Genomic DNA, 24,498 nt, shown 5'->3' on the forward strand with positions numbered 1-24,498 from the left:
CGCGCGCCCCGCGCCCCGCGCCCCGCGCCCAGCGCGACCACGCGCCGGACCGGACCGGACCAGAACGCCCGCCACGGGCCTCCCGTCCGCCTGTCCCCCGTTCTGGGGACCCCGCGCCGAAACAGTGCGCTGTCTGACCATCGGGTACAGATTTCCTGTACCCCGACGCGCGTCGTCGTGTTACGTCGAGTGCATGACAGGACACACCCGTCGATCTGACGACCGGCACCGAATGACGGACATGAGTGTCGACGTCATCCTCCCGTGCCTCGACGAGGCCGATGCCCTGCCGAAGGTGATCGCACGCCTTCCGGAGGGCTACCGCGCGATCGTGGTGGACAACGGCTCGACCGACGGCTCCGCAGACGTCGCCCGCGCCCACGGCGCCCTCGTCGTCACGGAACCGGTGAAGGGCTTCGGCTCCGCCTGCGCCGCGGGCGTCGCGGCCGCCACCGCCGACTTCGTCGCCTTCTGCGACGCGGACGCCTCGATGGACCCCGCCGAACTGCCGCCGCTGGTCGACCGCGTCGCGAGCGGCCGCGTCGACCTGGCGCTCGGACGACGTGTCCCGACGAGCAAGGGCGCCTGGGCGCCGCACGCCCGGTTCGCGAACCGCGTCCTCGCCGTCCTCATGCACCGCGCGACCGGCTACCGCCTGCGCGACCTCGGCCCGATGCGCGTCATGCGCCGCGAGGACCTCGTCGCCCTGGACCTGCAGGACCGCCGCAGCGGCTACCCGCTCGAGATGGTCCTGGCCGCCCACGCGGCGGGCTGGCGCGTCGACGAGTCCGACATCGGCTACGCGCAGCGCATCGGCGACAGCAAGGTGACCGGGACGCTCCGCGGCACCATCAACGCGGTCCGCGACATGACCCGCCTGCTGCGCGCGTACCGCCGGGAGGCCCGTGTCCGGGTCGTCGCACCGGCGTCCGTCCGCCACGTGGCCGGCTCCACCGCCGCGACCGGTTCGGCGGCACGGCCCGACTCCGCACCCGTCACCGCCTCGGTCGAGGGGACGCGCGCATGACCGCCGGCATCACCGTGGCCGTGGTCGCGAAGGAGTGCCTGCCCGGCAAGGTGAAGACCCGCCTGACCCCGGCGCTCTCCCCCGAGGGTGCCGCCCGTGTGGCGTCCGCGAGCCTCGCCGACACCCTGTCGACCGTCCGCGCCCTGCCCGCAGAGCGCCGCGTGCTGTTCTTCGACGGCGACGTCGTCCCGGAGTCGGCCGAGGGCTTCGACGTCCTCCACCAGCCCGGCGGTGGGCTCGACGAGCGCCTCGGGTTCCTGTTCGACGCGATCGACGGCCCGTTGCTGCTCGTCGGGATGGACACCCCGCAGGTGTCCACCGACGCACTCGCCCCGGTGTTCGACCAGCCCGAGCGCGACGCGTGGTTCGGCCCCGCCGAGGACGGCGGCTTCTGGTCGCTCTACCTGCAAGCCCCGACCGGCGACCTGCTCCGCGGTGTCCCGATGTCCCAGGACGACACCGGCGCCGTCCAGCTCGCACGCCTGACCGACGCCGGCCTCGACGTCGGGATCCTCGGCGAGCTGCTCGACGTCGACACGATGCCCGACGCCGAACGCGTCGCCGAACTCGCGCCGGACTCCGGCTTCACCCAGGCACTCCGTGCCGAGACCGTGGGGAGTCTCCGATGACCATGCACGCACCCGTCTCCTTCGGCGCCGGCGGCGGCGAGCCGTACGCCCGGGCACTGCGCTCGGACGGACGGCTCCGGCTGACCGACCCGGACCGCCCCGACGTCGTCACGACGATGGACGTCGGCCGGTGGAGCGCCGCGGCCGACCGGGTCGATCGCTCGCTGCTCGACGACGCCGACGGCCCCGTGATCGACATCGGCTGCGGCCCCGGGCGGATGCTCGTCGCCGCGCGCAACCGCGGCATCCCCGCACTCGGCGTGGACGTCTCCGCCGAGGCTGTGGCGATCGCCCAGCGGTCCGGTGGCACCGCGATCCAGGGGTCGGTGTTCGACGCGGTCCCCGACGAGGGGCACTGGGACACCGCCCTGGTCATCGACGGCAACATCGGCATCGGTGGCGACCCCGCCGCCCTGCTCGAGCGCTGCGGCGAGATCGTCCGCGCCGGTGGCCGGGTCATCGTGGAGACGAACCCCGACCCGCTGGCCGACCGGGTGTACACCGCCCGCGTGGTGGACGCCGACGGTCACGAGAGCGCCGGGTTCCCCTGGGCCGAGGTCGGACTCGACGCGCTGCACCGGCACGCGGCGGACGCCGGCCTCGTGGCGCGGCAGAGCTGGACGGTCGCGGGCCGGAGCTTCTGCGAGCTCATGGCCTGATCGCGCACGTTCGTGCACTTGTTTTGCATCATGCAAGACAGTCCCGTACCGTCGAGCGCATGACGAACAGCACCTTCCCGCTCGGCGGCACCTTCGTGTCCGGACTCCGCGGCCGTGACGAGCGCGGGTCCTTCACGGGCACCCGCTCCATCGACTCGGTCGGTACCTACACGGGTGCGCCGATCACCGGACGCCTCGGGCGCTTCACCGACGTGCAGCGGTCGCGTCCCGGCACCTGGACCGCCGCCACCCGCACGGCCACCGGCTCGTTCCGCACGGCGACCGGCTCCTTCCGCACCGCCTGAGCCGTGCCGTCGCCCCGGTCGGCGGATACGGCTCCGGCCGCGCTCTGCGGCCCGGGCTGTGCGCCGGCCGGACGCGTCCGGGTGCGCGATGCCAGGATGGACCCATGAACGACCGCGCCGGCACCCCCGCGACCGCAGACGACCTCGTCGACATCGACGCGCTCGTCGCCGCCTACTACGACCGTGTGCCCGATGTCTCCGTCGCCGAGCAGCAGGTCGTGTTCGGCACCTCCGGCCACCGCGGCTCCTCGCTCGACTCCGCCTTCAACGACACACACATCGCCGCGATCACGCAGGCGATCGTCGAGTACCGGCAGTCGCAGGGCACCGACGGCCCGCTGTTCATCGGGCGCGACACCCACGCCCTGTCCGGCCCCGCCGAGCGCACCGCGCTCGAGGTCCTGGCAGCGAACGGCGTGCACGTGCTGGCCGACAGCGACAACGGCTACGTGCCGACCCCCGCGTTGAGCCACGCGATCATCCGCTACAACCGCGCCGGCAACCCCGACACGGCGGACGGCATCGTCATCACGCCGAGCCACAACCCGCCCCGCGACGGCGGCTTCAAGTACAACCCCCCGCACGGCGGCCCCGCCGACAGCGACGCCACGAGCTGGATCGCCAACCGGGCGAACGCGATCATCGAGGGCGGCAACGCCGAGGTGCAGCGCACCGAGCACGCCACCCCCGACCGCTACGACTTCCTGCACACCTACGTCGCCGACCTCGAGAACATCATCGACATCGCCGCGATCAAGCGTGCCGGGGTGAAGATCGGCGCCGACCCGCTCGGTGGCGCATCGCTGCCGTACTGGAACCTCATCCGCGACCACTACGGGCTCGACCTGACCGTCGTGAACCCGGACGTCGACCCGACCTGGTCGTTCATGACACTCGACTGGGACGGCAAGATCCGGATGGACCCGTCGAGCCCCTCGGCCATGGCCTCGGTCCTGGCGCACAAGGACGAGTTCGACGTCCTCACGGGCAACGACGCCGACTCCGACCGGCACGGCATCGTCACGCCCGACGGCGGCCTGATGAACCCGAACCACTACCTCGCCGTCGCGATCGAGTACCTCTACGCGCACCGTCCGGCCTGGCGCGACGACGCCGCCATCGGCAAGACCCTGGTGTCGTCGAGCATCATCGACCGCGTCGCAGAATCGCTCGGGCGCCGTCTGTGGGAGGTCCCGGTCGGCTTCAAGTGGTTCGTGCCCGGCCTGATCGACGGCTCTGTCGCGTTCGGTGGCGAAGAGTCCGCCGGTGCGTCGTTCCTGCGCACCGACGGCACGGCGTGGACCACCGACAAGGACGGCATCATCCTGGCGCTCCTGGCGTCCGAGATCGTCGCCGTCACCGGCAAGACCCCCTCGCAGCTGTACGTCGAGCTGACCGAGCGCTTCGGCGACCCGGTCTACCAGCGCGTCGACGCCGCTGCCTCGAAGGAGCAGAAGGCCCGCCTGTCGAAGCTCGACGGCGACGCCATCACCGCCGAGACCCTGGCGGGCGACCCGATCACCGCCAAGCTGTCGAAGGCCCCCGGCAACGACGCGGCCGTCGGCGGCGTCAAGGTCGTCACCGACAACGCCTGGTTCGCCGCACGGCCGTCCGGCACCGAGGACGTCTACAAGATCTACGCCGAGAGCTTCGTCGGGCAGGAGCACCTGGAGCAGGTGCAGCGCGAGGCCAAGGAGATCGTGGACGCCGCACTCGGCGCCTAGTCGGTCACCCGCAGGACCCGCACTGGCGGCGGTCGAGGATCAGTCCTCGGCCGCCGCCAGTGCCAGTTCGCAGAACATCGCGTCGGCCCACGAGAACCACGGGCGCGAGAACTGCGCCGGGTCCTCGACGTCGAACGACTCGTGCATGTCGCCGGTCCCGCCGTCGGTCGCCACGAGCACGTCGAGCAGCTCCCGACGGCGCGCCGGCGACCCGGAAACCAGCCCCTCGACCGCCAGGGCGATCGGCCACACCCGCTGCGGCAACGTGTGCGGACTGCCGACGCCGGCCGCCGCGGTGCCGCTGAACCAGTACGGGTTCGCCGGTGACAGCACGAAGTCCCGCGTCGCCGCCCACACCGAGTCGTCGAGCACCGACGGCGCGGAGAGCGGCAGGGACAGCAACGACGGGGTGTTCGCGTCGTCCATGCGCAGCACGCCGCCCAGCCCGTCGACCTCGTAGGCGTAGACGTCCTCGCCGTCCGGCCCGGGCACGACGCCGTGCTGCCGGACGCCGTCCAGGATGCTCGCGCGCAGCACGTCGGCGTCGTCCGCCAGGCCGGTGTCGGACCAGACGTCCCCGGCGATGGCGGCGACGGCGAGCAGCGCCTCGGCGGCGAACAGGTTCGCCGGCACGTTGTAGCCGTACGTGCAGGCGTCGTCCGACGGGCGGAACCCGCACCACGTCATACCCGTCACCGCGACCGGGGAGCCGCGGCCGTCGCGCGCGAGGGTCTCGGTCGGGATCGCTCCGTCGCGTACGAACCGGTAGGCCGAGGCGTCGTGGTCCTGTTCGGCCCGCCACTGCGCCACGATCGTCCGGAACACCCGGTGCGCCCGTTCGTCCAGCACCGCGGTCGACCCGGTCGCCCGCCACAGCGCGTGTGCGAAGGTCACCGGGTAGGCCAGGCTGTCGACCTCGTACTTCTGCTCCCACACCAGCGGGTCGGCGTTCAGGTCGTCGGGGTCGTAGTGCGCGCCGTTCGGTTCGCGGTTGAACGAGTTGGCGTAGGGGTCGTGCTCGATCAGCCGGAACTGCCGCCGCACGACCGCCCAGAGCAGGTCCGCGAGCGCTGGGTCGTCCGCCACGAACCGCAGGTACGGCGTCATCTGCGTCGTCGAGTCGCGGAGCCACATCGCCGGGATGTCCCCCGTGATCACGAAGGCGCCGTCGTCGTCGAGCGAGATCGTGTCCCGCAGCGTGCGGACGAGCGCGCGCTCCACGCGGTCGCCGACCTCGGTGCCGACCGCGGCCCGGACCCGGTCGGCGGCCGCCACCAGCGTCGGCGTGATCTCCTCGAGCTGCGTCTGCGTCACGACACCCATCGCACTGACTCCTGTCCGTCGGTGACGCGGACGGTCCGCGTCGACCCGGGTGGATCGAGCACGTCGTCCGTCCAGCAGTCGAGTTCGAGCGGCCGTGCACCGAGCCGGAGACCAGCGTCCCACGTGCCGAGCGCATCGAGTCCGAGCGTGTACGCGGTGTCGACGGTCCCGCCAGCGGGCACGTCGACCGTCACCAGGGCGAGCAGTCGCCGTCGCCGCGGTCGGACACCGGTCTCCCGCCGCCGCCCCCACAGGGGCGCCGACACCCGACGGGGCGCGTCCGACCTGTTGCGCACCGTCACCGGGACGGTCACCGTCCCCCCGGCCAGGAGGCGCACAGCAGTCACCGCGTCGCTCCCCTCCGCCAGGCGGACGTCCACCCCGTCGCCCGGCCCGGGTGCACCGGTCACGGTCGAGCGGCTGGTCACGTCGACGTAGCCGCGTGCCGTCTCGAGCCGCTCGTCGTGCGCCACCGGCAGGACGCCGTCGGCGCCGGGCCAGGTCGCGGGGAGCCGCCCCTCGGCCGGGGCGCCGAACAGCACGTCCGCGACGGCACGACCGCCGGAAGGCCCCGGGAACGGCACGACCAGCACGCCGTCGGCCAGCGCGAGCACCTCGGTCAGGACCCGCGGGCGACCGTCGACGACGACCGCGACGACCGGCAGACCGCTCTCGCGGGCGGCGCGGAGCACGTCGAGCTGCGCCTCGGGCACGGCGATCGAGGCCAGGTCGACCCCCTCGCCGTTCGTGGTGTCCGGTGCCGGACCGCTGACGGCGCCGTTGTCCTCGAAGCCGTCGTCGTAGGCGCGCCGGCTCGAGCCGCCGAGCACGACCACCGCCACGTCGGCGCCGAGGAGCGCCGTGCGGACCGCGAGGAGCCCGTCGGGGCCCGGCAGGGGCTGTCGGAGCCCGCTGCCCCGGGCGGTGCGGATCCGGGCGGGGCCGAGCCGGGCCTCCAGGGCGGAGCGGACGGTGGACGCACCGGGGTCGTCGGGCGGCCGCGGAGGTGAGTAGTCGCCGAGCAGGGCGTCGACGTCGTCGGCGTTCGGGCCGACCACGGCGACGACGGCGTCGGGTGCGATCGCGGGCAGTGCTCCGCCCAGGGCGACCACTGCGCGGCGGGCGGCACGCTCGGCGAGCGCGATGGTCGCGCGTTCCGGTGGCTCGGCGCGCGTCGCTGCTGGTGCTGGTGTCGTTGGTGGTGCGGGTGTCCTCGGTGGTGCTGGTGTCGGCGTCGTGAGCAGGCCGACGCGGCGCTTCAGAGCGAGCACGCGGTCGACCGCCTGGTCGAGGTCGTCGGTGCTGATCAGGCCCCGGTCCAGTGCCCCGTCGAGGTGCGTGTAGGACTCGTCCCACAGGCTCAGGTCGACCCCGGCACGGAGCGCGAGCGCAGCCGCCGAGGCCGGGTCGGGGGTGACGTCGCGCAGCCGGTCGATGGCGGTGCCGTCGGCCATCACGAGCCCGTCCCAGCCCCACGTGTCGCGGATCGTGGTGGTGAGCAGGTCGCGGTTGCCGCAGCACGGCACCCCGTCGACGTCGTTGTACGCCGCCATGAACCCGGCGACGTGTTCGCGTGCCGCGGCGAGCGCTGGCGGCAGGTGCACCTCGGCGAGCTCACGGCGGCCGATCGGGGCGCCGGAACCGTTCCGCCCACCGATGCCGGCGCCCTGCCCGGCCAGGTGCTTCGCGACGACCGCGACGTGTCGGTCGTCGATCGGGCCCGGACCGCCGCCCTGCATGCCCCGGACGGTGGCGGCGACCATGATCGCGGCGAGCGCGGCGTCCTCGGACCAGCACTCCTCGCTCCGACCCCACCGGGGATCGCGCAGGACGTCGAGCCCGGAGACGAGGGCGACGTGGGTACCGCGGGCGCGGACCTCGGCGGCGACCGCGGCCGCGAGGTCCTCGACGAGCTGCTCGTCCATCGCGGCGCCGAGGGCGAGGTTCACCGGCACTGTCGTGCCGCCGAGGGCCTGCAGCCCGTGCGGGACCTCTTCCACGAAGAGCGTCGGGACGCCGCCGTCACTGTGCGCGACGACGTGGTCCTGCACGGCGGCGTAGGCCTCGGCGGAGCGTTCGGGTGGGATGCCGTTGCCCCAGTGCACGCCGGACCAGGGGTCGGCGCGGAGCACACCGTAGACCGCGCCGATCCCGCCCCACCGGTCGACCTCGGCGCGCAGGACGTCGGTGATCCGCGGGCGGCCGTCGACCCAGCGGACGGCCTCCCAGCCCTTCAGGCGCTGGTTGAGCTGGCCGATGCGGGCGCGGACGTCGAGGCTGGTCGCGGTCTGGTGCTCGGTCGGGTGCTCGGTCATCCCTTGATCGCTCCGGAGACCAGGGCGCGTTGCATCTGGCGCTGCAGGATCGAGTACACGAGGTACACCGGCAGCAGCGTGAACAGCGTGCCGGCCATGAGCATCCCGTAGTCGGTGCCGGCATCGACCTTCAGCGTCGGGAGCGCCACCTGGATCGTCCGCTGCGCGGTGTCCGGACCGATGAGCACCAGCGCGTACAGGTACTCGTTCCAGAACGACAGGAAGTTCAGCAGCAGCACCGTGGCGATGCCCGGGATGCAGATCGGCAGGTACACCTGGCGCATCACCTGCCACGCCGAGGCGCCGTCCATCGACGCGGCCTCCTCCAGCTCGCGCGGGATCGTCCGCATGAACTGCGTCAGGATCACGACGGCCAGGGGCATCGCGGTCGCCGGCAGCAGGAGCACGAGGAACGTCCGGGTGTGGAACAGCCCCATCCCGGCGGCGAGCAGGAACGTCGGGAACAGCGCCGCGAACGACGGGATGAGGAACCCGAGCGAGAAGAGTCCCTCGACGATCCGTCCGGCGCGGCCGGTGGCCCGGGCGAGGGCGAACGACGCCGGCAGTGCGAGGACGAGGGTCAGCACCAGGGCCGCCACCGTCGTGATCGCCGAGTTCGCGATGGCCGGTCCGAGCGAGGCCTGGCGGATCGCCTCGGTGAAGTTCGACAGGTCCCACGACGCGGGCAGCGCCAACGGGGACTCGAAGATGCCGTCGTTGTCCTTGAACGACGACACCACGAAGTAGTAGAAGGGCAGGATCAGCAGGGCAGCGTAGATCCACGCCACGGTGCCGCTCGTGATGGAGCCGATCCGGTCACGCAGCCGGATGCCGGCGGTGGGTTTCGCCATGGTGGTCTCCCGGGGTCTGTCGGTCAGGGGCGGTCAGTGGGTCTTGCGCAGGACCCGGCGGATGACGAACATCCCGGCGAGTCCGAGCACGAACAGGACGACGCCGACGGCCTGGCTGTAGCCGAGATCGGTGTCGACGAACGCCTTCTGGTACACGAGGTACGACAGCGTCGTGGTCGCGGTGCCAGGGCCGCCCTGGGTCAGCAGGAGCACGTTCTGCGCCGAGCTGAAGAGCATCGAGAGGAACTGCAGCATCGCCACCACCCCGATGAAGTCGCGGGCGATCGGCCAGTACACGCCCCACGCCAGCCGCCACGATCCGGCGCCGTCCATGCGGGCGGCCTGCACGACCTCGGTGTCGACGCCGTCGAGCCGGCTCGCGATGAGCACCGCCGAGTACCCGATGCCGGCCCACAGGTCGACGACGATGAGCGCGCCGAGGGCGGTCGCGGGGTCGGCCAGCCAGGCCTTGCCGCCGATGCCGAGCGTCCCGAGCACCCCGTTGACCAGGCCGTCGGGGTTGAGCATCGCGTAGAACATCATCGCCGTGGCCGGTGCCGAGATGAGCGCCGGGATGAAGAGCAGGTAGCGGAGCACCTTGTGCCCGCGCGGCTTCTGCACGACGTGGAAGGCGAGCAGGAACGCCAGCACGATCATGATCGGCAGCCCCACGACGATCTGCACCGTGCTGTTCCGCACCGCTGCCCAGAACGTCTCGTCGGAGAACAGCACCCGGAAGTTGTCGAGCCCCGCGAACGTCGGCGAGACGAGCATGCCGGGCCAGCTCAGGAAGGCGATCACGATCATCGCGACGACCGGCCCGATCATGAACAGGCCGTACCAGACCAACGCCGGGATCGCGAAGGTCGGGAAGCTGCCGCGGGTAGTGCCGACCGCACGGGATCCGCGGCGGGCGGGCCCGGGCGGGGTCGACGCCGACCGGACGGGTGGTTCCTCGACGAGCACTGCCATGGGGAGCTCCTTCTCGCAGGGTCGGGTGGGTCAGGCGGCCGTGTAGGCGCGCTCGAAGAGGTCGATGATGCGGTCGGCCGAGGTGCCCGAGCCGTACGCCAAGCTGGTCGCGCGGATCATCGGCTCGTACGCCGAGTCGGGAACGAGCAGGTCGGGCAGCATCACCGGGGTGACCTGGTCGTCGGTGAGCTTCGACGCCTGGGCGACGAGCGGGAAGTCGCGGCTGACGGTGTCGGTGATCCGGCTCATGTCGCGGCCGGAGTCGAGGACGAACTCGGTCGTCACCGCCGACGAGTACAGGTACTGCACGAAGGGCTTGATGAGGTCGAGCTTCGCCCGGCCGTTCTCGCTGATCCAGATGCCGTGCCCGTTGTAGCTCTTGATGACGCTCGGGTGCGCGATGGCCGCGTGCTGTGAGGGAACCGGCCAGCCGCCCACGGTGACCTCCTTCGCCCGTTCCTTCGACACCAGCGCCAGAGCGGAGGACATCGCGGGGACGATCGCGGCCTTGCGCGTGGTGAACTGCGTCAGTTCGGAGTCCGAGGTGAACCCCTGCACCGAGTCCACGAAGACCCCGGCGTCGCGGAGCTCGACGAAGTGCTCGACGCCGCGGACCGCACCGGCGCTCTCCGAGATCCTGCCCGTGGAGAAGACCTTCGCCGCTTCGTCCTGGGATACGAACCCCTGGATCACCTGCATGAGGAGCTTCTGCCCGCTCCAGTCCGACCCGCCGACGGTGACCGGCCCGATGCCGGCGGAGCGCAGGCGGTCGGCTGCGGCGATGAGCGCGTCCGAGGTGGTCGGGATCTCGCTGACACCGGCCTGTTCGAGCAGCACCGTGTTGAACGACACCGGCCAGTTCGTCCGGGTGAACGGGAACGCCCGGAGCCGGCCCTGGTCGTCGGTCCACTCCTCGAGCGCCTCGGGGATGATCTTGTCGCGCAGGTCCCACTCGTCGAGGTACCGGGAGACGTCGATCGTGGCGTCCTCACCCGTCCAGGACAACGTCCGCCCGACCATGTTCACGATCGCGACGTCGGCTTCCTTGCCGGCGAGGGAACTCGTCTCGAAGACGATCGGCAGGTCGGACCCGTTCGACAGCAGGGCGACCTTGCGGTCCGTGCGGCGGCGGTAGGCGGCGACGACGTCGGTGAACGTCTGCGCACCCGCGACCGCCCCGCTGAGTTGCGTGTGCACGCTCAGCGTGCCGGGGCCGCTCGAGGCCGGGGTGAGCGCACTGCACCCGGCCAGGATCGGCGCGAGGATGCCGGCGCCGAGCCCGGCCCCGATGAGGGTGCGCCTACTGATGCCGTCCGTCACGGTGCCTCCCTGGCAGTGGATGGTGGAGCGATCGCGATGCATTTGGTACAGCGGTGTACTTCAGGTGACGAGCAACGTATACCGCTTTACACGACGTGGTCAACCCTCTACGCTCGACGGCATGAGCGACACCACCGCCGGAGCCGTCGACCGACGCCGCGTGACCATCGCGCAGGTCGCCAAGCGCGCCGGCGTCTCGACCTCGGCGGTCTCGCACGTGTTCAACGGTCGGCCGAACGTGTCCGCCGCCACCGCGGCCCGCATCCGCAAGGCCGCCGATGACCTGAACTGGCGACCGAACCTGGCGAGCCGCAAGCTCTCCGGCAACGCGGGTCACAGCCTGGGGCTGGTCCTCGCCCGCTCGCGTGACACCTTCCAGCGCGACCCGTTCACGATGCGGCTGATCGCCGGGCTGACCGAACCCCTCGCCGCGATCGGCTGGTCGCTGTCCGTCACCCTCGTGCAGGCCGACGACGAAGCCGCCGTCTACCGACAGTGGTGGACCGAGCAGCGGGTCGACGGGTTCCTGCTCGTCGACGTCCGCACCGACGATCCCCGCATCCCGATGCTGCAGCACCTGGCGGCCCCGGCCGTCATGCTCGGCGCACCGATCGCCGGCAGCACCGTCCCGGCGGTCACGGTGGGCGACGCCGATGCGACCGAGTCCTTGCTCGACCACCTCGGTTCGCTCGGGCACCGCCGGATCGCCCGCGTCGGGGACGGCCCGGCGCTCGCGCACACCGGCGCCCGCGACGCCCGCTTCACCGCCGCAGCCGCGCGCCGGGGTGTGGACGCGCTCGTGCTCGGGTGGCGAGCCGACGCCGAGGACCCGGTCGCCGACCTGCTCGCCCGGCTCGACCGCGCCACGGCGATCGTCCTGGACGGCGAGGCGATCGCGGCCGAGGTGATCGCGCACGCCCCCGAGCTCGGCGTCCGCGTGCCCGAGGACCTGTCCGTCGTCGCGTGGGAGGACTCGTGGGTCTCGTCGATCGTGCGGCCGTCGCTGACCGCCCTCGACGCCCCCGTCGAGGAGTCCGCCCGCACCGCCGTCGCCCTGGTCGAACGACTCGTCCGGGGTGACGAGGTCACCGATGCCGAGGTCGGCGGCCGCGCCCTGCACGTCCGCGGCTCGACCGGTCCCGCCCCAGCCGCCGCCACCGTTCCCTGATCGAAGGAGACCGATGACCACCGCCACGCGCTTCGGCGTGAACTACGTGCCCTCGACCGACTGGATGTTCCAGTGGCAGTCGGTGGAGGAATCCGCGATCCGCCGCGACCTCGAGGCGATCGCCACCCTCGGCCTCGACCACGTCCGGCTGTTCCCGCTCTGGCCGACCCTGCAGCCGAACCGCACGCTCATCCGCCGACGGGCCCTCGACGACGTGGCCCTGGTGGTCGACATCGCCGCCGAGTTCGGGCTGGACGCCAGCGTCGACGTCGTCCAGGGGCACATGTCCGGCTTCGACTTCGTGCCCGCGTGGCTCGTGAACTGGCACGACGGCAACATGTTCACCGACCAGCCGGCGATCGACGCGCAGGCCGCCCTCGTCGCCGCCGTCTACGACGCGGTGCGCGACCGCCCGAACTTCACGGGGCTGACCCTCGGCAACGAGCTCAACCAGTTCCAGCCACCGAACCCCGCCGCGATGCCCGCCGACACCGCGCAGGTGACGCACTGGCTCGAGTCCCTGCTCGGCGCACCCCGTGACAAGGACCCGCGGCACGTCGTCACGCACTCCGAGAACGACCACCTCTGGTACCGCGACGGCCACCCGTTCGTGCCGGCACACGCCAGCCGGCTCGGCGACGTCACGACCGTGCACTCCTGGATCTTCAACGGGGTGGCCGGTCGGTACGGCGCACTCTCCGACGAGTCCGTCCGGCACGCCGAGTGGATGATCGAGCTCGCTCGCGCCTTCGCCACCGACCTCGAGCGGCCCGTCTGGCTGCAGGAGGTCGGGGCACCCGACCGGCACCTCGCCGAGTCCGAGATGCCCGAGTTCCTCGAGCGCACGGTCGCGGCGGCCCTCACGACCGAACGCCTGCAGGCGGTCACGTGGTGGTGCTCCCACGACGTCTCCCGCGACCTGGGCGACTTCAAGGACCTGGAGTACTCGCTCGGTCTGCTCGACGTCGACAACCGCGTGAAGCCGCTCGGCCGGCGCTACGCCGAGGTCGTCGCCGACGCACGACGCTCCGCTCCGATCCCGACCCCGCGCACGAGTGCCGTCGTGGTCGACGTCGACGAGGCCGACCTGCCGATCCGTCGGGCGGACCTGGCACCGGGCGGCCCGGTCTTCGAGCGCTGGCACCGCCTGCGCGCGGCCGGCGAGGCCGTGACCGTCGTGACGAGTCGGACCGCAGCCGACCCCGCGGCGCTGGCGGCACGGGGTGTGACCCGGGTCGTGGAGACCGCAGCGGTCTGACGGGGCCGAGCCGGGCCTCCTGGCCGTGGACCGGGATCGTCACCGAGCCCGCGATCCGGGCGTACCGTGACTGCCGATCCACACAGGAAGCCGCTCCTGAGCAACCGAGCACTTGCGGCAGATGTAACTTTGCAGGCAGCGCAAAAATCGTTTCGCCAGCGCATCGGTACCGGGAGACCCTGCTCATGACCCAGACGGCGACCGCACCCGCGGCCCCCACCACGGCGTCCAACGTCGTGATGAACCACCGACAGATCCTGTTGGTGATCTACGGCCTGATGGCCGGGATGTTCCTCGGAGCCCTCGACCAGACGATCGTCGGCACCGCGATCCGCACGATCGGTGACGACCTGCACGGCCTCGACCAGCAGGCCTGGGTCACCACCGGGTACCTGATCGCCTCGACCGTGACGACGCCGATCTACGGCAAGCTCTCCGACATCTTCGGTCGGCGGCCGCTGTTCATCACGGCGATCGGCATCTTCATCGTCGGGTCGTTCGCCGCGTCGTTCTCGACCTCGATGCTCATGCTCGCCGGGTTCCGTGCGCTGCAGGGTCTCGGTGCCGGTGGCCTGATGTCCCTGCCGCTGGCGATCATGGGCGACATGCTCGCCCCCCGCGAGCGGGCGAAGTACCAGGGCTACTTCCTGGCGGTCTTCGGCATCTCGTCGGTGATCGGTCCGCTCGTCGGCGGCGTCTTCGCCGGCGCGAGCGAGCTGCTGTTCATCTCCGGCTGGCGCTGGGTGTTCCTGATCAACGTGCCGATCGGCGTCATCGCGCTGTTCATGGTGCTGACGTTCCTGCACCTGCCGAAGTTCGGCGACCGCGGCAAGCCCCGGATCGACTGGTGGGGTGCGACGCTCGTCATCGTCACCCTCGTGCCGTTGCTGCTCATCGCCGAACAGGGCCGCGAGTGGGGCTGGAGCTCGCCCGGCGCCTTCGCCTGCTACGGCATCGGCGCGGCCGGCCTGATCGCGTTCATCATCGTCGAACGGGCGATGGGCAGCGACGCGATCCTGCCGATGAAGCTGTTCGGCTCGCGGGTGTTCTCGATGTCCGCGATCCTGTCCGTGCTCGTCGGCTTCGGGATGTTCGGCGCAATGCTGACCATCCCGCTGTACCTGCAGATCGTGAAGGGCGTCACCCCGACCGAGTCCGGGTTCGCGATGCTCCCGATGGTGCTCGGTCTGATGATCTCGTCGATCGCCTCGGGCCAGATCATCTCGCGGACCGGCAACTACCAGGTCTTCCCGATCACGGGCACGGCGTTCACGGCCATCGGCTTCACGGTCCTGACGTTCCTGACCGCCGACCGCCCCCTCTGGTTCCTGATGCTCGGCATGTTCGGCATCGGCCTCGGGCTCGGGCAGCTCATGCAGACGCTGACCCTCGCGGCGCAGAACTCGGTGTCCCCGCGGGACATCGGCGTCGCCACCAGCGCCGCGACGTTCTTCCGGCAGATCGGCGGCACCATGGGCACCGCCGTGCTGCTGTCCGTCCTGTTCACCCTGATGCCGACGAACATCACCGCGGCGATGCAGAACGAGACCGACCTGAAGAGCGCCCTCAACGCCGCGCTCACGCCCTCGGTCGCGAACGCGTCCGAGAACAAGGGCGTGATGGACCAGATCTGGACGAAGATCGTCGATCCCGTGCAGAAGAACGTGCAGGACGGCCTGAACGACGGCGCCGTGCAGGCGAAGGAAGCCGCCGACGCCGCCGTCACGAAGCAGGTCACCGCCGCCGTGCAGCAGCAGGTCGCGGCCGGCAAGCTCCCCGCCGCCGCAGCCGACACCGTCATCGCCCAGCAGGTCGACGACGCCAAGCCGGCCGCCGAGCAGCAGGCCCTCGAGACGGCTGCGGCCAAGGCGAACGCGACCGTCGTCGACGGCACGCTGCAGGTCGACTACTCGGACAAGGCACAGCGCGAGAACGTCGTCGACGAGGTCGCCCCGACGCTCATCAAGCAGCTGAAGAGCGGCGACTCGAACGCGAGCTCGTCCGGCTCCGCAGCGACGAGCGACACCTCGTTCCTGAACGGCGCGGACAAGCGACTCACCCGTCCGTTCCTGGTCGGTTTCAGCGACTCGGCCGTCCGCGTGTACTACGTCGGCCTCGCGGTGATCCTGCTCGCGTTCGTGCTGACGTGGTTCTTCCGGGTGCCGCCGCTGCGCAAGACCTCGGCGCTGCAGGAGCAGGCGGACGCCGCACGGACCGCTGACGCCGACGCTGCGGCAGCCGGTGCCGGTGCCGGTTCGGCTGCCGGCGACAGATCGGGTTCAGCCGCGGTCGCGTCGTCGGACTCGGTGCCGACCTCGCCCGACGTGCCCGCCCAGCCCCGGTCAGCACGCGCAGCGGGATCCTCGGACGTGTCGGTGCTGCCGAACGACGTGCTACCGAACGACGTCACCACGGACGGCACTCGCGCGCCGCTGCCCGACGCCACGACGCACGGCGCCCACTCGGCGGCTGCGCCCGTGGACGAACCCCCGACGACGACCGGTGCCATCCGGACCCGGGCTGCCCATGCTGCCCCGGTGGTGGACGCCGGCGCCCCTGCGACCGGGGCCGACGCTGCGGAGGCGAGCCGTGCCTCCCGGCTGGACGACGCGGACGACGCGGCGCACCCGCACGGGCGACACTCGGCCGAGTAGGCGCGCGCGCAGGTCGGCCCTGCCGACTCGGAACGACGAGGTCGACGTCGCACGACGTCGACCTCGTCGTCTCTGCACGCGTGCAACTGTTGCGGGCGCGCGGTTGCGTCGTCCTCGATGTCGTACGACGTCGAGGGTGTCGCAATGCGCGCGCCCTCGGTGCGTGTGCATGTTCCGACGATCCACGCGTCGATCACCTCGTGGATCGTCGCAGCATGCACCCGCATCGTGTGCGTGTGCATGTTCCGACAGGACACGCGTCGATCACCTCGTGGAACGTCGCACGATGCACCCGCATGCACCCGCCCACGCGCGGCCGCGCACCCACGCGCACCCGCGCGCACCCGCGCGCACCCGCGCGCCACCACGCACGCGCCACGGCCGCCCGTCAGCCCGCCGGCACCTCGCCCGCGCGACCACCCGGCCCCGCGCCCGCCACCTCGAACGAGGCCGCCGGCAACCGCTTCCGCATGACCTCGATCGCCGCCGGGTTGTCGTCGACGAGCACGTACCGCCGCCCGAGCGCCGACGCCACCGCGCCGGTCGTCCCGCTGCCGGCGAAGAAGTCGAGCACCCAGTCCCCCTCGCGCGACGACGCCTGCACGATCCGCCGCAGCACCCCCTCGGGCTTCTGCGTCGGGTAGCCGGTCTTCTCCTTGCCGGTCGGCGACACGATCGTGTGCCACCAGACGTCGGTGGGGAGCTTGCCGCGCTCCCGCTTCTCGGGCGTGACGAGCCCGGGTGCCATGTAGGGCTCGCGGTCGACCGCCGACGAGTCGAACCAGTACTGCGACGGGTCCTTCACGTAGACCAGGATCGTGTCGTGCTTGGTCGGCCACCGCGACTTGGACTTGGCGCCGTAGTCGTAGGCCCAGACGATCTCGTTGAGGAACGACTCGCGGCCGAACAGCGCGTCGAGCAGGACCTTCGCGTAGTGCGACTCGCGGTAGTCGAGGTGCAGGTACAGGGTGCCGTCGGTGGTGAGGAGTCGCCAGGCCTCGATCAGCCGGGGTTCGAGGAACGTCCAGTAGTCCTCGAACCGGTCGTCGAACCGCATCAGGTCGCCGCGGACCCGCTCGTAGGTCCGTCCGTGGAACCCCATCACCGGCCCGTCGGCGCTGGGTACCGCGGACGAAGCATGCCGACGCTGGTACCGCCCCGTGTTGAACGGCGGGTCGAGGTACACGAGGGTGAACGTGCCGTCGGCGAGCGCCGGGGTCACGTCGAGGGCGTCGCCGAGGACGACGCGGTCCGGGCCTCGGTCGTCTCCCGTGTGCACGGGACCATTGTGGCGCAGCCAGCGGCGGCTCGGGCGCGCGGCGTAGCCTCGGCGCATGGCAGCACCCGAGGTCCGCAACGACACCGACAAGCAGCAGTACTCCCTGGTCGAGGACGGCGAGGTCATCGGCTTCGCGGCGTACGAGGTCGACGGCGACGAGATCCGCTTCGTGCACACCGAGGTCGACCCGTCGCACCGTGGTGGCGGGCACGCGTCGATCCTCGTGCAGCACGCGCTCGACGACGTGCGCGACGGCAGCCTCCGGGTCGTGCCGCAGTGCAGCTACGTCCGCGCGTGGATCGAGCGGCACCCGGACTACCAAGAGCTCACGACGCGCTGACGAGAGCGGCGAGCGACCGCCTGACGGTCAGTAGGACCGGTCGTGCGTCCCGACGCGCGCTTCGTGCCGACCGGCGCTCCGCACCGCCGGCACCTTGATGAGCACCCTGCCGCTGAGCAGGTCGTGGTCGTCGTCCGCCGGTGACGGTGCCTCCTTCGGGAGGCGCGACTGCCGTTCGTACTCGGCTTGCGTCTCGTGGCGGGTCGGCGCGAACACCTCGTCCAGCATCCCGCCGATGCCTCCGGATCCGCCGCTGCGCGTGGACTTGTTCGACAGGTCGATCCACCCCACGCGATCGGCGATCCACACCACGACGGCCACGGCGGCCACCGCCCCCAGGAAGATCAACCAGTTCACGCGAGCGACGCTACGTGGACGATCCGGCCACGACATCAGCCGCGCGGGGGATTCTCATGATCCGCACGTGTGGTTCATGGAGTCGGTCGTCACACTGGTCGAGCGGCGGCCGGAGCGTCCCCCCTCTGCTCCGGCCGCCCACCATCCGACCCACCAGCGGACACCGGGCCGTGCCAGGATGGCGACGTGTTCGACGACGCAGACCGGGACCTCATGCGGGCCTTCGCCCGCTACATCGACCACGCGAACGAACTCGCGCAGTCCGAGCAGAAGGCGGTCCTGACGCCGATCGGCGAGCGCGTCCGCGATCACCTCGGCGTCGACCCGCAGTCCGTCCCGGTGGTGACCGAAGAACTGCCCGACCACCGGCTGGTCGACGCGGACATCGCCCTCGAGGAGCTCGCGGGTGATGCGCCCGGCGCGCTGATCGGCATCGCAGGCGACGACTCCCGCTTCCACAGCTCGGTCAGCGAGTTCATCGCCAACCCGCACATGCGCTGGGCCCCCGGCCCTGTGAGCTACGCCGACCGGGCCACCGGTCCGGACGCGACACGTCGAGTGGTGTCCTTCGGGCTCCGGCTGCTGACGTTCGACGGCTCCCCGATCGCTGTCGTCCAGCGCTCGGCCAAGCCCGAGTACGGCCGGTCGAGCGCCACCCTCGAGCTCCTCGGCACCGACCAGGACGCGGCGGCTGCGTTCCTGCAGCGGCTGCGGGCGCTCATGATCGAGCGGAGTGTGCTCCGTGGCCAGGTGCTGTCGTTCGTCCGATCCGAGTACGGCTCCGATGCCGGTGCGACCTTCCTCCGCAGGCCCGACATCGCGGCGGACGACGTCGTGCTCGCGGACGGTGTGCTGGACGAGGTCGTCGACCACGTCGTGGGGATCGGAGAGCAGCGTGACGCCCTGCTGGCCGCGGGTCAGCACCTCAAGCGCGGAGTCCTGCTCTACGGGCCGCCCGGCACCGGCAAGACGCTGACCATCCGGCACCTGTTGACGCGGACTCCCGACGTGACGGCGATCCTGCTCACCGGGTCGAGCATCGCCGCGATCGGCTCGGCAGCCGAGATCGCTCGGACCTTCCAGCCGTCGATCGTCGTGCTCGAGGACATCGACCTCGTCGCGATGGAGCGGCACTCGTCACCGCAGCCGCTCTTGTTCGAAGTGCTCGATGCCCTGGACGGCCTCGACGGCGACGCCGACGTGGCGTTCGTGATGACGACGAACCGGGTGTCCGTCCTCGAGCGCGCCCTGGCAGACCGACCGGGCCGGGTCGACCTGGCGGTCGAGGTGCCGCTCCCCGCGCTGCCCGAGCGGGTGCGCTTGTTCCGTCGCTACGCCGGGTCGCTGCCGTTCTCCGACGACGCCCTTGCCGAGGCAGCCGAGCGCGCTGATGGCACGACGGGGTCGTTCGCGAAGGAGCTCATGCGGCGGAGCGTCCTCGGGGCGGCACTGCGTGGTGCGCAGCCGGCGGACGAGGACCTCCGTGCGGCGCTCGACTCCCTGCTGACCGAGCGGAGCGCGTTGACGCGGAAGCTGCTCGGCACACGCACCGGCGACGGTGCTGACGACGATGAGCCGGACGACGATGACGATGACGACGGCGAAGCCTTCGCCGCTGGCGAGGTGGGTTGGGTGGCCGTCGCTCCGCTGTCCCGCACCACGTTCCGTCCGGACGGGAGCATCGGAACGCTTGCGACCGGCATCCAGTACGTGGACGAGGAAGAGGACGAGGACGAGGACGACGGCGGTACGCCGAGGCCCTAGGTCGAGCAGTGCCCACTCACGGGCTGCGCCCGCTCACGGGCAGTGCCCGCTCAGGGGCAGTGCCCGCTCAGGGCACCCGCTCGAGCCACTCCTTCGTCGCGAACTTCGTGCGCACGAGCTCCTGCGCCTTCTCGCGCTCGGCGTCGGTCACCGCGGCGGGAGTCGCCCCGTACAGCTTCGTGAACGTGCCGATCAGCCGGTCGATGATCTCGGCGCGGGACAGCCCGGTCTGCGAGCGCAGCGGGTCCACGCGCTTCGCGGCCGACGTGGTCCCCTTGTCGCTCATCTTCTCGCGCCCGATCCGCAGCACCTGGACCATCTTCTCGCCGTCCATGTCGTAGCTCATGGTGGCGTGGTGGAGCAGGGATCCGGTGCCGAGGCGCTTCTGCGCAGCGCCGCCGATCTTGCCCTTGGCCGAGGTGATGTCGTTGAGCGGCTGGTAGTACGCGTCGATTCCGAGGGACTTCAGCGCCTCGATCACCCACTCGTCCAGGTAGGCGTAGGAGTCCGCGAACGTCATGCCCTGCACCAGGTCGGCGGGGACGTAGAGCGAGTACGAGATGATGGCGCCGGCGTCCATGAACATCGCGCCGCCGCCGGAGATCCGCCGCACCACCTGCACGCCGAACTTCTCGGCACCGGCCGGGTCGACCTCGTTCTTCAGCGACTGGAACGACCCGATGACGACGGCGGGCTGGTCCCACTCCCAGATGCGCAGGGTCGGACCACGGCGACCGGCGCCGACTTCTTCGGTCAGCACCTGGTCGAGTGCGAGGTGCTCGTTCGGGCTGATCGGGCCTTCGTGGATGATCTGCCAGTCGTAGTCCTGCCACGACGATGCACGGGACAGCGCGCGGCGGACGGCGACCCCGACGGACTCGGGTGTGAAGCCGAGCAGCACGGCGTCGGCCGGGAGCGCCGCACGGACGGCCGCGGCGATGCCGGCGGCGTCGGTCGTCGACGGCAGCCCGTTGACGGCCGCATCGATGAGCGGCAGGGCGTCGTCCGGTTCGAGGAAGAAGTCGCCGGCGAGCCGGAACTCCTGGATGTCCCCGTCCACCACGTCGAGGTCGACGACGACCAGTTTTCCACCTGGGACCTTGTACTCACCGTGCACGCGTCGAGCCTACGCCCGCCACCTGTCGGACTGGAGGCGCGGGTCGGCGCCGCCACGGGCCTCCCGTCCGCCAGCCGGTACCGTCTCAGGACGCGGCGCGCGCCGTCACCCGGTCCAGCCACGCGACCAGGTCGGCCACGACCTCGTCGCGGTTCGTCTCGTTGTAGACCTCGTGCCGCGCCCCCTCGTACACCTGCACCGTGACGTCGGACAGTCGTCCGCGCCGCCGGTAGGCCCGCGCCAGCCGCTCGACCGACCGCGGCCCACCGAGGGCGTCGTCGGACCCGACCTGCAGCAGCATGGGCAGGTCGTGCGGGATCCCTCGCCGCGGGACCCCGAGCAGCCGGAGTGTGTCGGGCAGGCCGAACAGGCCGATGACGTCGGCCTCGACGGCGAGCGGGTCGACGGACATCGCGTCGATGATCTTCCGGTCGCGGGTGAGCCACTCGAACTTGGTCGGACCGGAGCCCGCGTGCCGTGCGTTGAGGTCGCCGCTGTTCATCCAGCCGGGCAGCCGGTAGGCGGTGGCGGAGAGCACGACCCCGTCCCACGACTCCGAGGAGCTGTTCACGATCCGCTGCGCCATGAGCGAGCCCCACGAGTGCCCGAGCAGGACCAGGGGCACGCCGGGGGTGTCCGCCCGGGCGACCTCCCCCATCTGCTCGACGGCGGCGATCGCGGCGCGCAGTCCGCCGGGGCCGAGCCGACCGAGCTTGGCGTGGTCGCCGTCCCACTGCCCGAGGCCGGTGCGCCCGTGCCCGCGGTGGTCGTTCGCGTGCACGGTGTACCCGGCGCGGACGAGGTCCTGCGCCAGGGGCTCGTACCGCAGCCCGTGCTCGCCGACGCCGTGCGCGATCTGCACGATGCCCTTGGGGCGCGACGCTCGCCAGGTCGAGTAGACGATCTCGACGCCGTGGGCGTCGGTGAACGAGGCGTCGCCTCGCGCTGCGGAGAAGGTGGGCACGTGAGCATCCTCGCAGAACTCGGTCGCCCAACACCTGTTCATCCGGCGTTCACGCAGGGGCTTCGGGGCGGGCCTACCGTCCCCGGCATGGACGTCCTCGTCATCGTCGTGCTCGTGATCGTGGTGGCCCTCGTGTTCGACTTCACGAACGGGTTCCACGACACCGCCAACGCCATGGCCACGTCGGTCGCCACCGGGGCGCTCAAGCCCCGGACCGCCGTGCTCATCTCCGCCGTCCTCAACGTGGTCGGCGCGTTCCTCTCCACCGAGGTCGCCAAGACCGTCTCGCAGGGCATCATCCGCGAGGGCCAGGACGGCGTCCACATCTCCCCCACGATGATCTTCGCCGGGCTGGTGGGCGCGGTCCTCTGGAACCTCGCCACCTGGTACCTCGGGCTGCCCTCGTCGTCGACGCACGCGCTGTTCGGCGGGCTGATCGGCGCATCGATCATCGGCGCCGGGCTGAACTCGGTGGACTGGGCGACGGTGGTGTCGAAGGTCGTGCTGCCGGCGCTGCTCTCACCGGTCATCGCCGGGGTCATCGCCCTGGTGGCCACCTACCTGGCGTACGTGCTCACGAAGAACGCCACGACGCACGGTGCGGCGACGGGCTTCCGGCACGGCCAGACCGTCTCGGCATCGCTGGTGTCGCTCGCGCACGGCACCAACGACGCGCAGAAGACGATGGGTGTCATCACGCTCACGCTCATCGCCGCGAACTACCAGGACAGCGGCACGGGCCCGGCGCTCTGGGTGATCCTGGCCTGCGGACTCGCGATCGGCCTCGGCACCTACACGGGCGGCTGGCGGATCATGCAGACCGTCGGCAAGAAGATCTCCGACGTGCAGTCGCCGCAGGGCTTCGCGGCCGAGACGAGTTCCGCCGCGACGATCCTCATCTCCTCGCACCTCGGCTTCGCCCTGTCGACGACGCACGTCACCAGCGGTTCGGTGATCGGGTCCGGGCTCGGCAAGAAGCTCGCCGACGTGCACTGGTCGGTCGTCGGCCGCATCGTCGTCGCGTGGGTGATCACGCTGCCGGCGGCCGCGGTGGTCGGCGGGTTGGCGACGTGGCTCGCCTCGACCTCGGCGGTCGGCCTCGTGCTGGTGGCGGTGCTCGCCCTGGCCGGCGGGCTGACCTTCACCGTCCTGGCCAAGCGCAAGCCGATCTCGCACGACGACGTCGCCGCCGGATCGACCGAACCCACCGACCAGGCCGAGCCGCAGCCGGCCGGCGCGCAGAACTGAGGGGAACGACGATGGAGATCGACTTCACGAGCATCGGCCTGGTCGCGGGCGTCGGCTTCGTGGCCGCGGTGGGCATCGTGCTCGTCTACACGCTCGGCCTGCGGCTGCTCGGCACCGGGCAGCCGCTCGACACCGGGGGCGAGCGCACCCAGTACTCCGAGGAGACCCCGCGGTCCGGGCACACGCCGCCGGCAGCACTGGCGGGTGCCGTCCTGTGCTTCGCGGTCTGTGCGGCAGCCGTGCTCGCGGGCATCTGGCTCACGATCCCCCAGTTCCACTAGCACGTTCCTTCCCATCGCCCCCGCGCTGGGAAGCGGAAACGGGCGTACCTGGTCGAAACTTCCGACCAGGTACGCCCGTTTCGACCAGGTACGCGACCGACGTCAGTGCGCGGAGTAGCCGCCGTCGACCAGGTGGTAGCTGCCCGTGATGAACGAGGCCTTGTCGCTCAGCAGGAACAGGACGAGCGCGGCGACCTCCTTGTCGGTGCCGAGACGCTTCGTGGCGTGCTCCTCTTCCAGCGCCGAGATGGCCTCGGGCGTCATGGCGTTGCGGAGCAGCGGGGTGTCGATGAAGCCGGGGCCCACGGCGTTGGTGCGGACGCCCTGCGCCGAGTACTCGAGCGCGGCGACCTTGGTCAGGCCGGCCAGGGCGTGCTTCGACGCGACGTACGCGGCGTTCTGCGCGATACCGACCGTACCGAGCACCGAGGCCATGTTCACGATCGAGCCACCACCGGCGGCGACCATCGCGGGCAGCTCGTAGCGGAGGCCGTAGAAGACGCCGTCGAGGTCGACCGCACGGACGCGGTCCCAGGCGGCGATGTCGTACTCGCCGATCTTCTGCGGGGCGGCGCCGATGCCGGCGTTGTTCACGGCGAGGTGCAGCGCGCCGTAGGTGTCGACGGCGTACTGGACCATGCGCTCGTTGTCGGCGGCGACGGCGGAGTTGGCCTCGAACGCGCTGGCGGTGCCGCCGGCCTCCGTGATCTCGGACGCGACCCGCTGGGCAGCGTCGAGCTTGATGTCGGTGACGACGACCGTGGCACCCGCCGCGGCGAGCTCCTTCGCGACGGACTCGCCGATGCCGCTGCCACCACCGGTGACGATGGCGACCTTGCCCTCGAACTCGGACATGATTCCTTCTCTCTGAACAACACCTGTTGTCCAGGATCACGGTACACCCGAAAACCAGTTCGTTCACTGAACTAATGAGCTAGGCTAA

Annotated in this window: 22 protein-coding genes; 12 read left to right on the forward strand and 10 right to left on the reverse strand. The window is 71.3% G+C overall.

Translation table 11 applies throughout. The annotated features are described in order from the left end of the window. The first annotated feature begins 241 nt into the window (after positions 1–241). From ACIPV1_RS12470 to pgm, 5 genes are all read left to right on the forward strand, one after another. Positions 242–1,027, forward strand: coding sequence for a glycosyltransferase family 2 protein (locus ACIPV1_RS12470; protein ID WP_323742915.1), 786 nt, complete (start codon positions 242–244; stop codon positions 1,025–1,027). Next, on the forward strand, positions 1,024–1,656 hold the full coding sequence (locus ACIPV1_RS12475; RefSeq protein ID WP_402726512.1) for a DUF2064 domain-containing protein: 633 nt from the start codon (positions 1,024–1,026) through the stop codon (positions 1,654–1,656). The genes ACIPV1_RS12470 and ACIPV1_RS12475 overlap by 4 nt, the downstream gene beginning before the upstream one ends. Beyond that, entirely contained in the window at positions 1,653–2,315 is a 663-nt protein-coding gene (locus ACIPV1_RS12480) for a class I SAM-dependent methyltransferase (RefSeq protein WP_123293702.1), read from the forward strand. Before ACIPV1_RS12475 ends, ACIPV1_RS12480 begins: the two co-directional genes overlap by 4 nt. Before the next feature lie 59 nt (positions 2,316–2,374). After that, positions 2,375–2,620, forward strand: coding sequence for a hypothetical protein (locus tag ACIPV1_RS12485; RefSeq protein ID WP_402726513.1), 246 nt, complete (start codon positions 2,375–2,377; stop codon positions 2,618–2,620). Between the two features lie 104 nt (positions 2,621–2,724). After that, positions 2,725–4,344, forward strand: coding sequence for a phosphoglucomutase (alpha-D-glucose-1,6-bisphosphate-dependent) (gene pgm / locus ACIPV1_RS12490; protein ID WP_123293700.1), 1,620 nt, complete (start codon positions 2,725–2,727; stop codon positions 4,342–4,344). 39 nt (positions 4,345–4,383) lie between these two features. On the opposite strand, the gene ACIPV1_RS12495 is transcribed toward pgm, so the two are convergent. From ACIPV1_RS12495 to ACIPV1_RS12515, 5 genes are read right to left on the reverse strand one after another with little or no spacing between them, the layout of a single operon-like run. Next, a complete protein-coding gene (locus ACIPV1_RS12495) occupies positions 4,384–5,667 on the reverse strand; it encodes a glycoside hydrolase family 125 protein (RefSeq protein ID WP_402726514.1) in 1,284 nt (427 codons plus the stop codon). Beyond that, positions 5,655–7,982, reverse strand: a complete 2,328-nt coding sequence (locus ACIPV1_RS12500; RefSeq protein WP_402726515.1) for a glycoside hydrolase family 3 protein — start codon at positions 7,980–7,982, stop codon at positions 5,655–5,657. Before ACIPV1_RS12500 ends, ACIPV1_RS12495 begins: the two co-directional genes overlap by 13 nt. Then, positions 7,979–8,833: a carbohydrate ABC transporter permease gene (locus ACIPV1_RS12505; RefSeq protein WP_123293697.1), complete on the reverse strand. Its 855-nt coding sequence runs from the start codon at positions 8,831–8,833 to the stop codon at positions 7,979–7,981. The genes ACIPV1_RS12500 and ACIPV1_RS12505 overlap by 4 nt, the downstream gene beginning before the upstream one ends. A 33-nt stretch (positions 8,834–8,866) precedes the next feature. Continuing rightward, a complete protein-coding gene (locus tag ACIPV1_RS12510) occupies positions 8,867–9,805 on the reverse strand; it encodes a carbohydrate ABC transporter permease (protein WP_402726516.1) in 939 nt (312 codons plus the stop codon). A gap of 30 nt (positions 9,806–9,835) precedes the next feature. Then, complete coding sequence (locus tag ACIPV1_RS12515) at positions 9,836–11,125, reverse strand: ABC transporter substrate-binding protein (protein WP_402726517.1); 1,290 nt, start codon at positions 11,123–11,125, stop codon at positions 9,836–9,838. Positions 11,126–11,246: 121 nt separating this feature from the next. On the opposite strand from ACIPV1_RS12515, the gene ACIPV1_RS12520 reads away from it, so the two are divergent. From ACIPV1_RS12520 to ACIPV1_RS12530, 3 genes are all read left to right on the forward strand, one after another. Continuing rightward, positions 11,247–12,293, forward strand: a complete 1,047-nt coding sequence (locus tag ACIPV1_RS12520) for a LacI family DNA-binding transcriptional regulator (RefSeq protein ID WP_111085521.1) — start codon at positions 11,247–11,249, stop codon at positions 12,291–12,293. A gap of 13 nt (positions 12,294–12,306) precedes the next feature. After that, complete coding sequence (locus tag ACIPV1_RS12525) at positions 12,307–13,551, forward strand: glycosyl hydrolase (protein ID WP_402726518.1); 1,245 nt, start codon at positions 12,307–12,309, stop codon at positions 13,549–13,551. Between the two features lie 146 nt (positions 13,552–13,697). Next, complete coding sequence (locus tag ACIPV1_RS12530; RefSeq protein ID WP_402726678.1) at positions 13,698–16,205, forward strand: DHA2 family efflux MFS transporter permease subunit; 2,508 nt, start codon at positions 13,698–13,700, stop codon at positions 16,203–16,205. A 388-nt stretch (positions 16,206–16,593) separates the two neighbouring features. On the opposite strand, the gene ACIPV1_RS12535 is transcribed toward ACIPV1_RS12530, so the two are convergent. Continuing rightward, on the reverse strand, positions 16,594–17,484 hold the full coding sequence (locus tag ACIPV1_RS12535; protein ID WP_402726519.1) for a DNA-methyltransferase: 891 nt from the start codon (positions 17,482–17,484) through the stop codon (positions 16,594–16,596). 55 nt (positions 17,485–17,539) lie between these two features. Here ACIPV1_RS12535 and ACIPV1_RS12540 point away from each other — a divergent pair, with 55 nt between their 5' ends. After that, positions 17,540–17,824: a GNAT family N-acetyltransferase gene (locus tag ACIPV1_RS12540; protein WP_123293692.1), complete on the forward strand. Its 285-nt coding sequence runs from the start codon at positions 17,540–17,542 to the stop codon at positions 17,822–17,824. A gap of 27 nt (positions 17,825–17,851) precedes the next feature. Here ACIPV1_RS12540 and ACIPV1_RS12545 read toward each other — a convergent pair whose 3' ends face one another. Further along, the gene (locus ACIPV1_RS12545) at positions 17,852–18,181 is read right to left on the reverse strand and encodes a hypothetical protein (protein ID WP_402726520.1); all 330 of its coding nucleotides are present in this window, start codon (positions 18,179–18,181) and stop codon (positions 17,852–17,854) included. Positions 18,182–18,367: 186 nt separating this feature from the next. On the opposite strand from ACIPV1_RS12545, the gene ACIPV1_RS12550 reads away from it, so the two are divergent. Next, positions 18,368–19,945: an AAA family ATPase gene (locus ACIPV1_RS12550; protein ID WP_402726521.1), complete on the forward strand. Its 1,578-nt coding sequence runs from the start codon at positions 18,368–18,370 to the stop codon at positions 19,943–19,945. A gap of 67 nt (positions 19,946–20,012) precedes the next feature. On the opposite strand, the gene ACIPV1_RS12555 is transcribed toward ACIPV1_RS12550, so the two are convergent. After that, positions 20,013–21,062 (reverse strand): biotin/lipoate A/B protein ligase family protein, encoded by a 1,050-nt coding sequence (locus ACIPV1_RS12555; protein WP_402726522.1) that lies wholly within the window; start codon positions 21,060–21,062, stop codon positions 20,013–20,015. An 85-nt stretch (positions 21,063–21,147) separates the two neighbouring features. Further along, on the reverse strand, positions 21,148–22,026 hold the full coding sequence (locus tag ACIPV1_RS12560) for an alpha/beta hydrolase (protein WP_402726523.1): 879 nt from the start codon (positions 22,024–22,026) through the stop codon (positions 21,148–21,150). A gap of 87 nt (positions 22,027–22,113) precedes the next feature. Between ACIPV1_RS12560 and ACIPV1_RS12565 the strand changes: the two genes are divergently transcribed. Together ACIPV1_RS12565 and ACIPV1_RS12570 are read left to right on the forward strand one after the other, a co-directional pair. Further along, a complete protein-coding gene (locus tag ACIPV1_RS12565; protein ID WP_173169712.1) occupies positions 22,114–23,274 on the forward strand; it encodes an inorganic phosphate transporter in 1,161 nt (386 codons plus the stop codon). An 11-nt stretch (positions 23,275–23,285) separates the two neighbouring features. Next, positions 23,286–23,555, forward strand: a complete 270-nt coding sequence (locus ACIPV1_RS12570) for a hypothetical protein (RefSeq protein WP_123293687.1) — start codon at positions 23,286–23,288, stop codon at positions 23,553–23,555. 102 nt (positions 23,556–23,657) lie between these two features. Here the strand turns inward: ACIPV1_RS12570 and ACIPV1_RS12575 are convergent, their stop codons facing one another. Continuing rightward, on the reverse strand, positions 23,658–24,410 hold the full coding sequence (locus ACIPV1_RS12575) for an SDR family NAD(P)-dependent oxidoreductase (RefSeq protein WP_123310199.1): 753 nt from the start codon (positions 24,408–24,410) through the stop codon (positions 23,658–23,660). Positions 24,411–24,498: the final 88 nt, after the last annotated feature.

The sequence above is a fragment of the Curtobacterium sp. NPDC089991 genome (assembly GCF_044748425.1).
Classification (GTDB): Bacteria; Actinomycetota; Actinomycetes; order Actinomycetales; family Microbacteriaceae; genus Curtobacterium.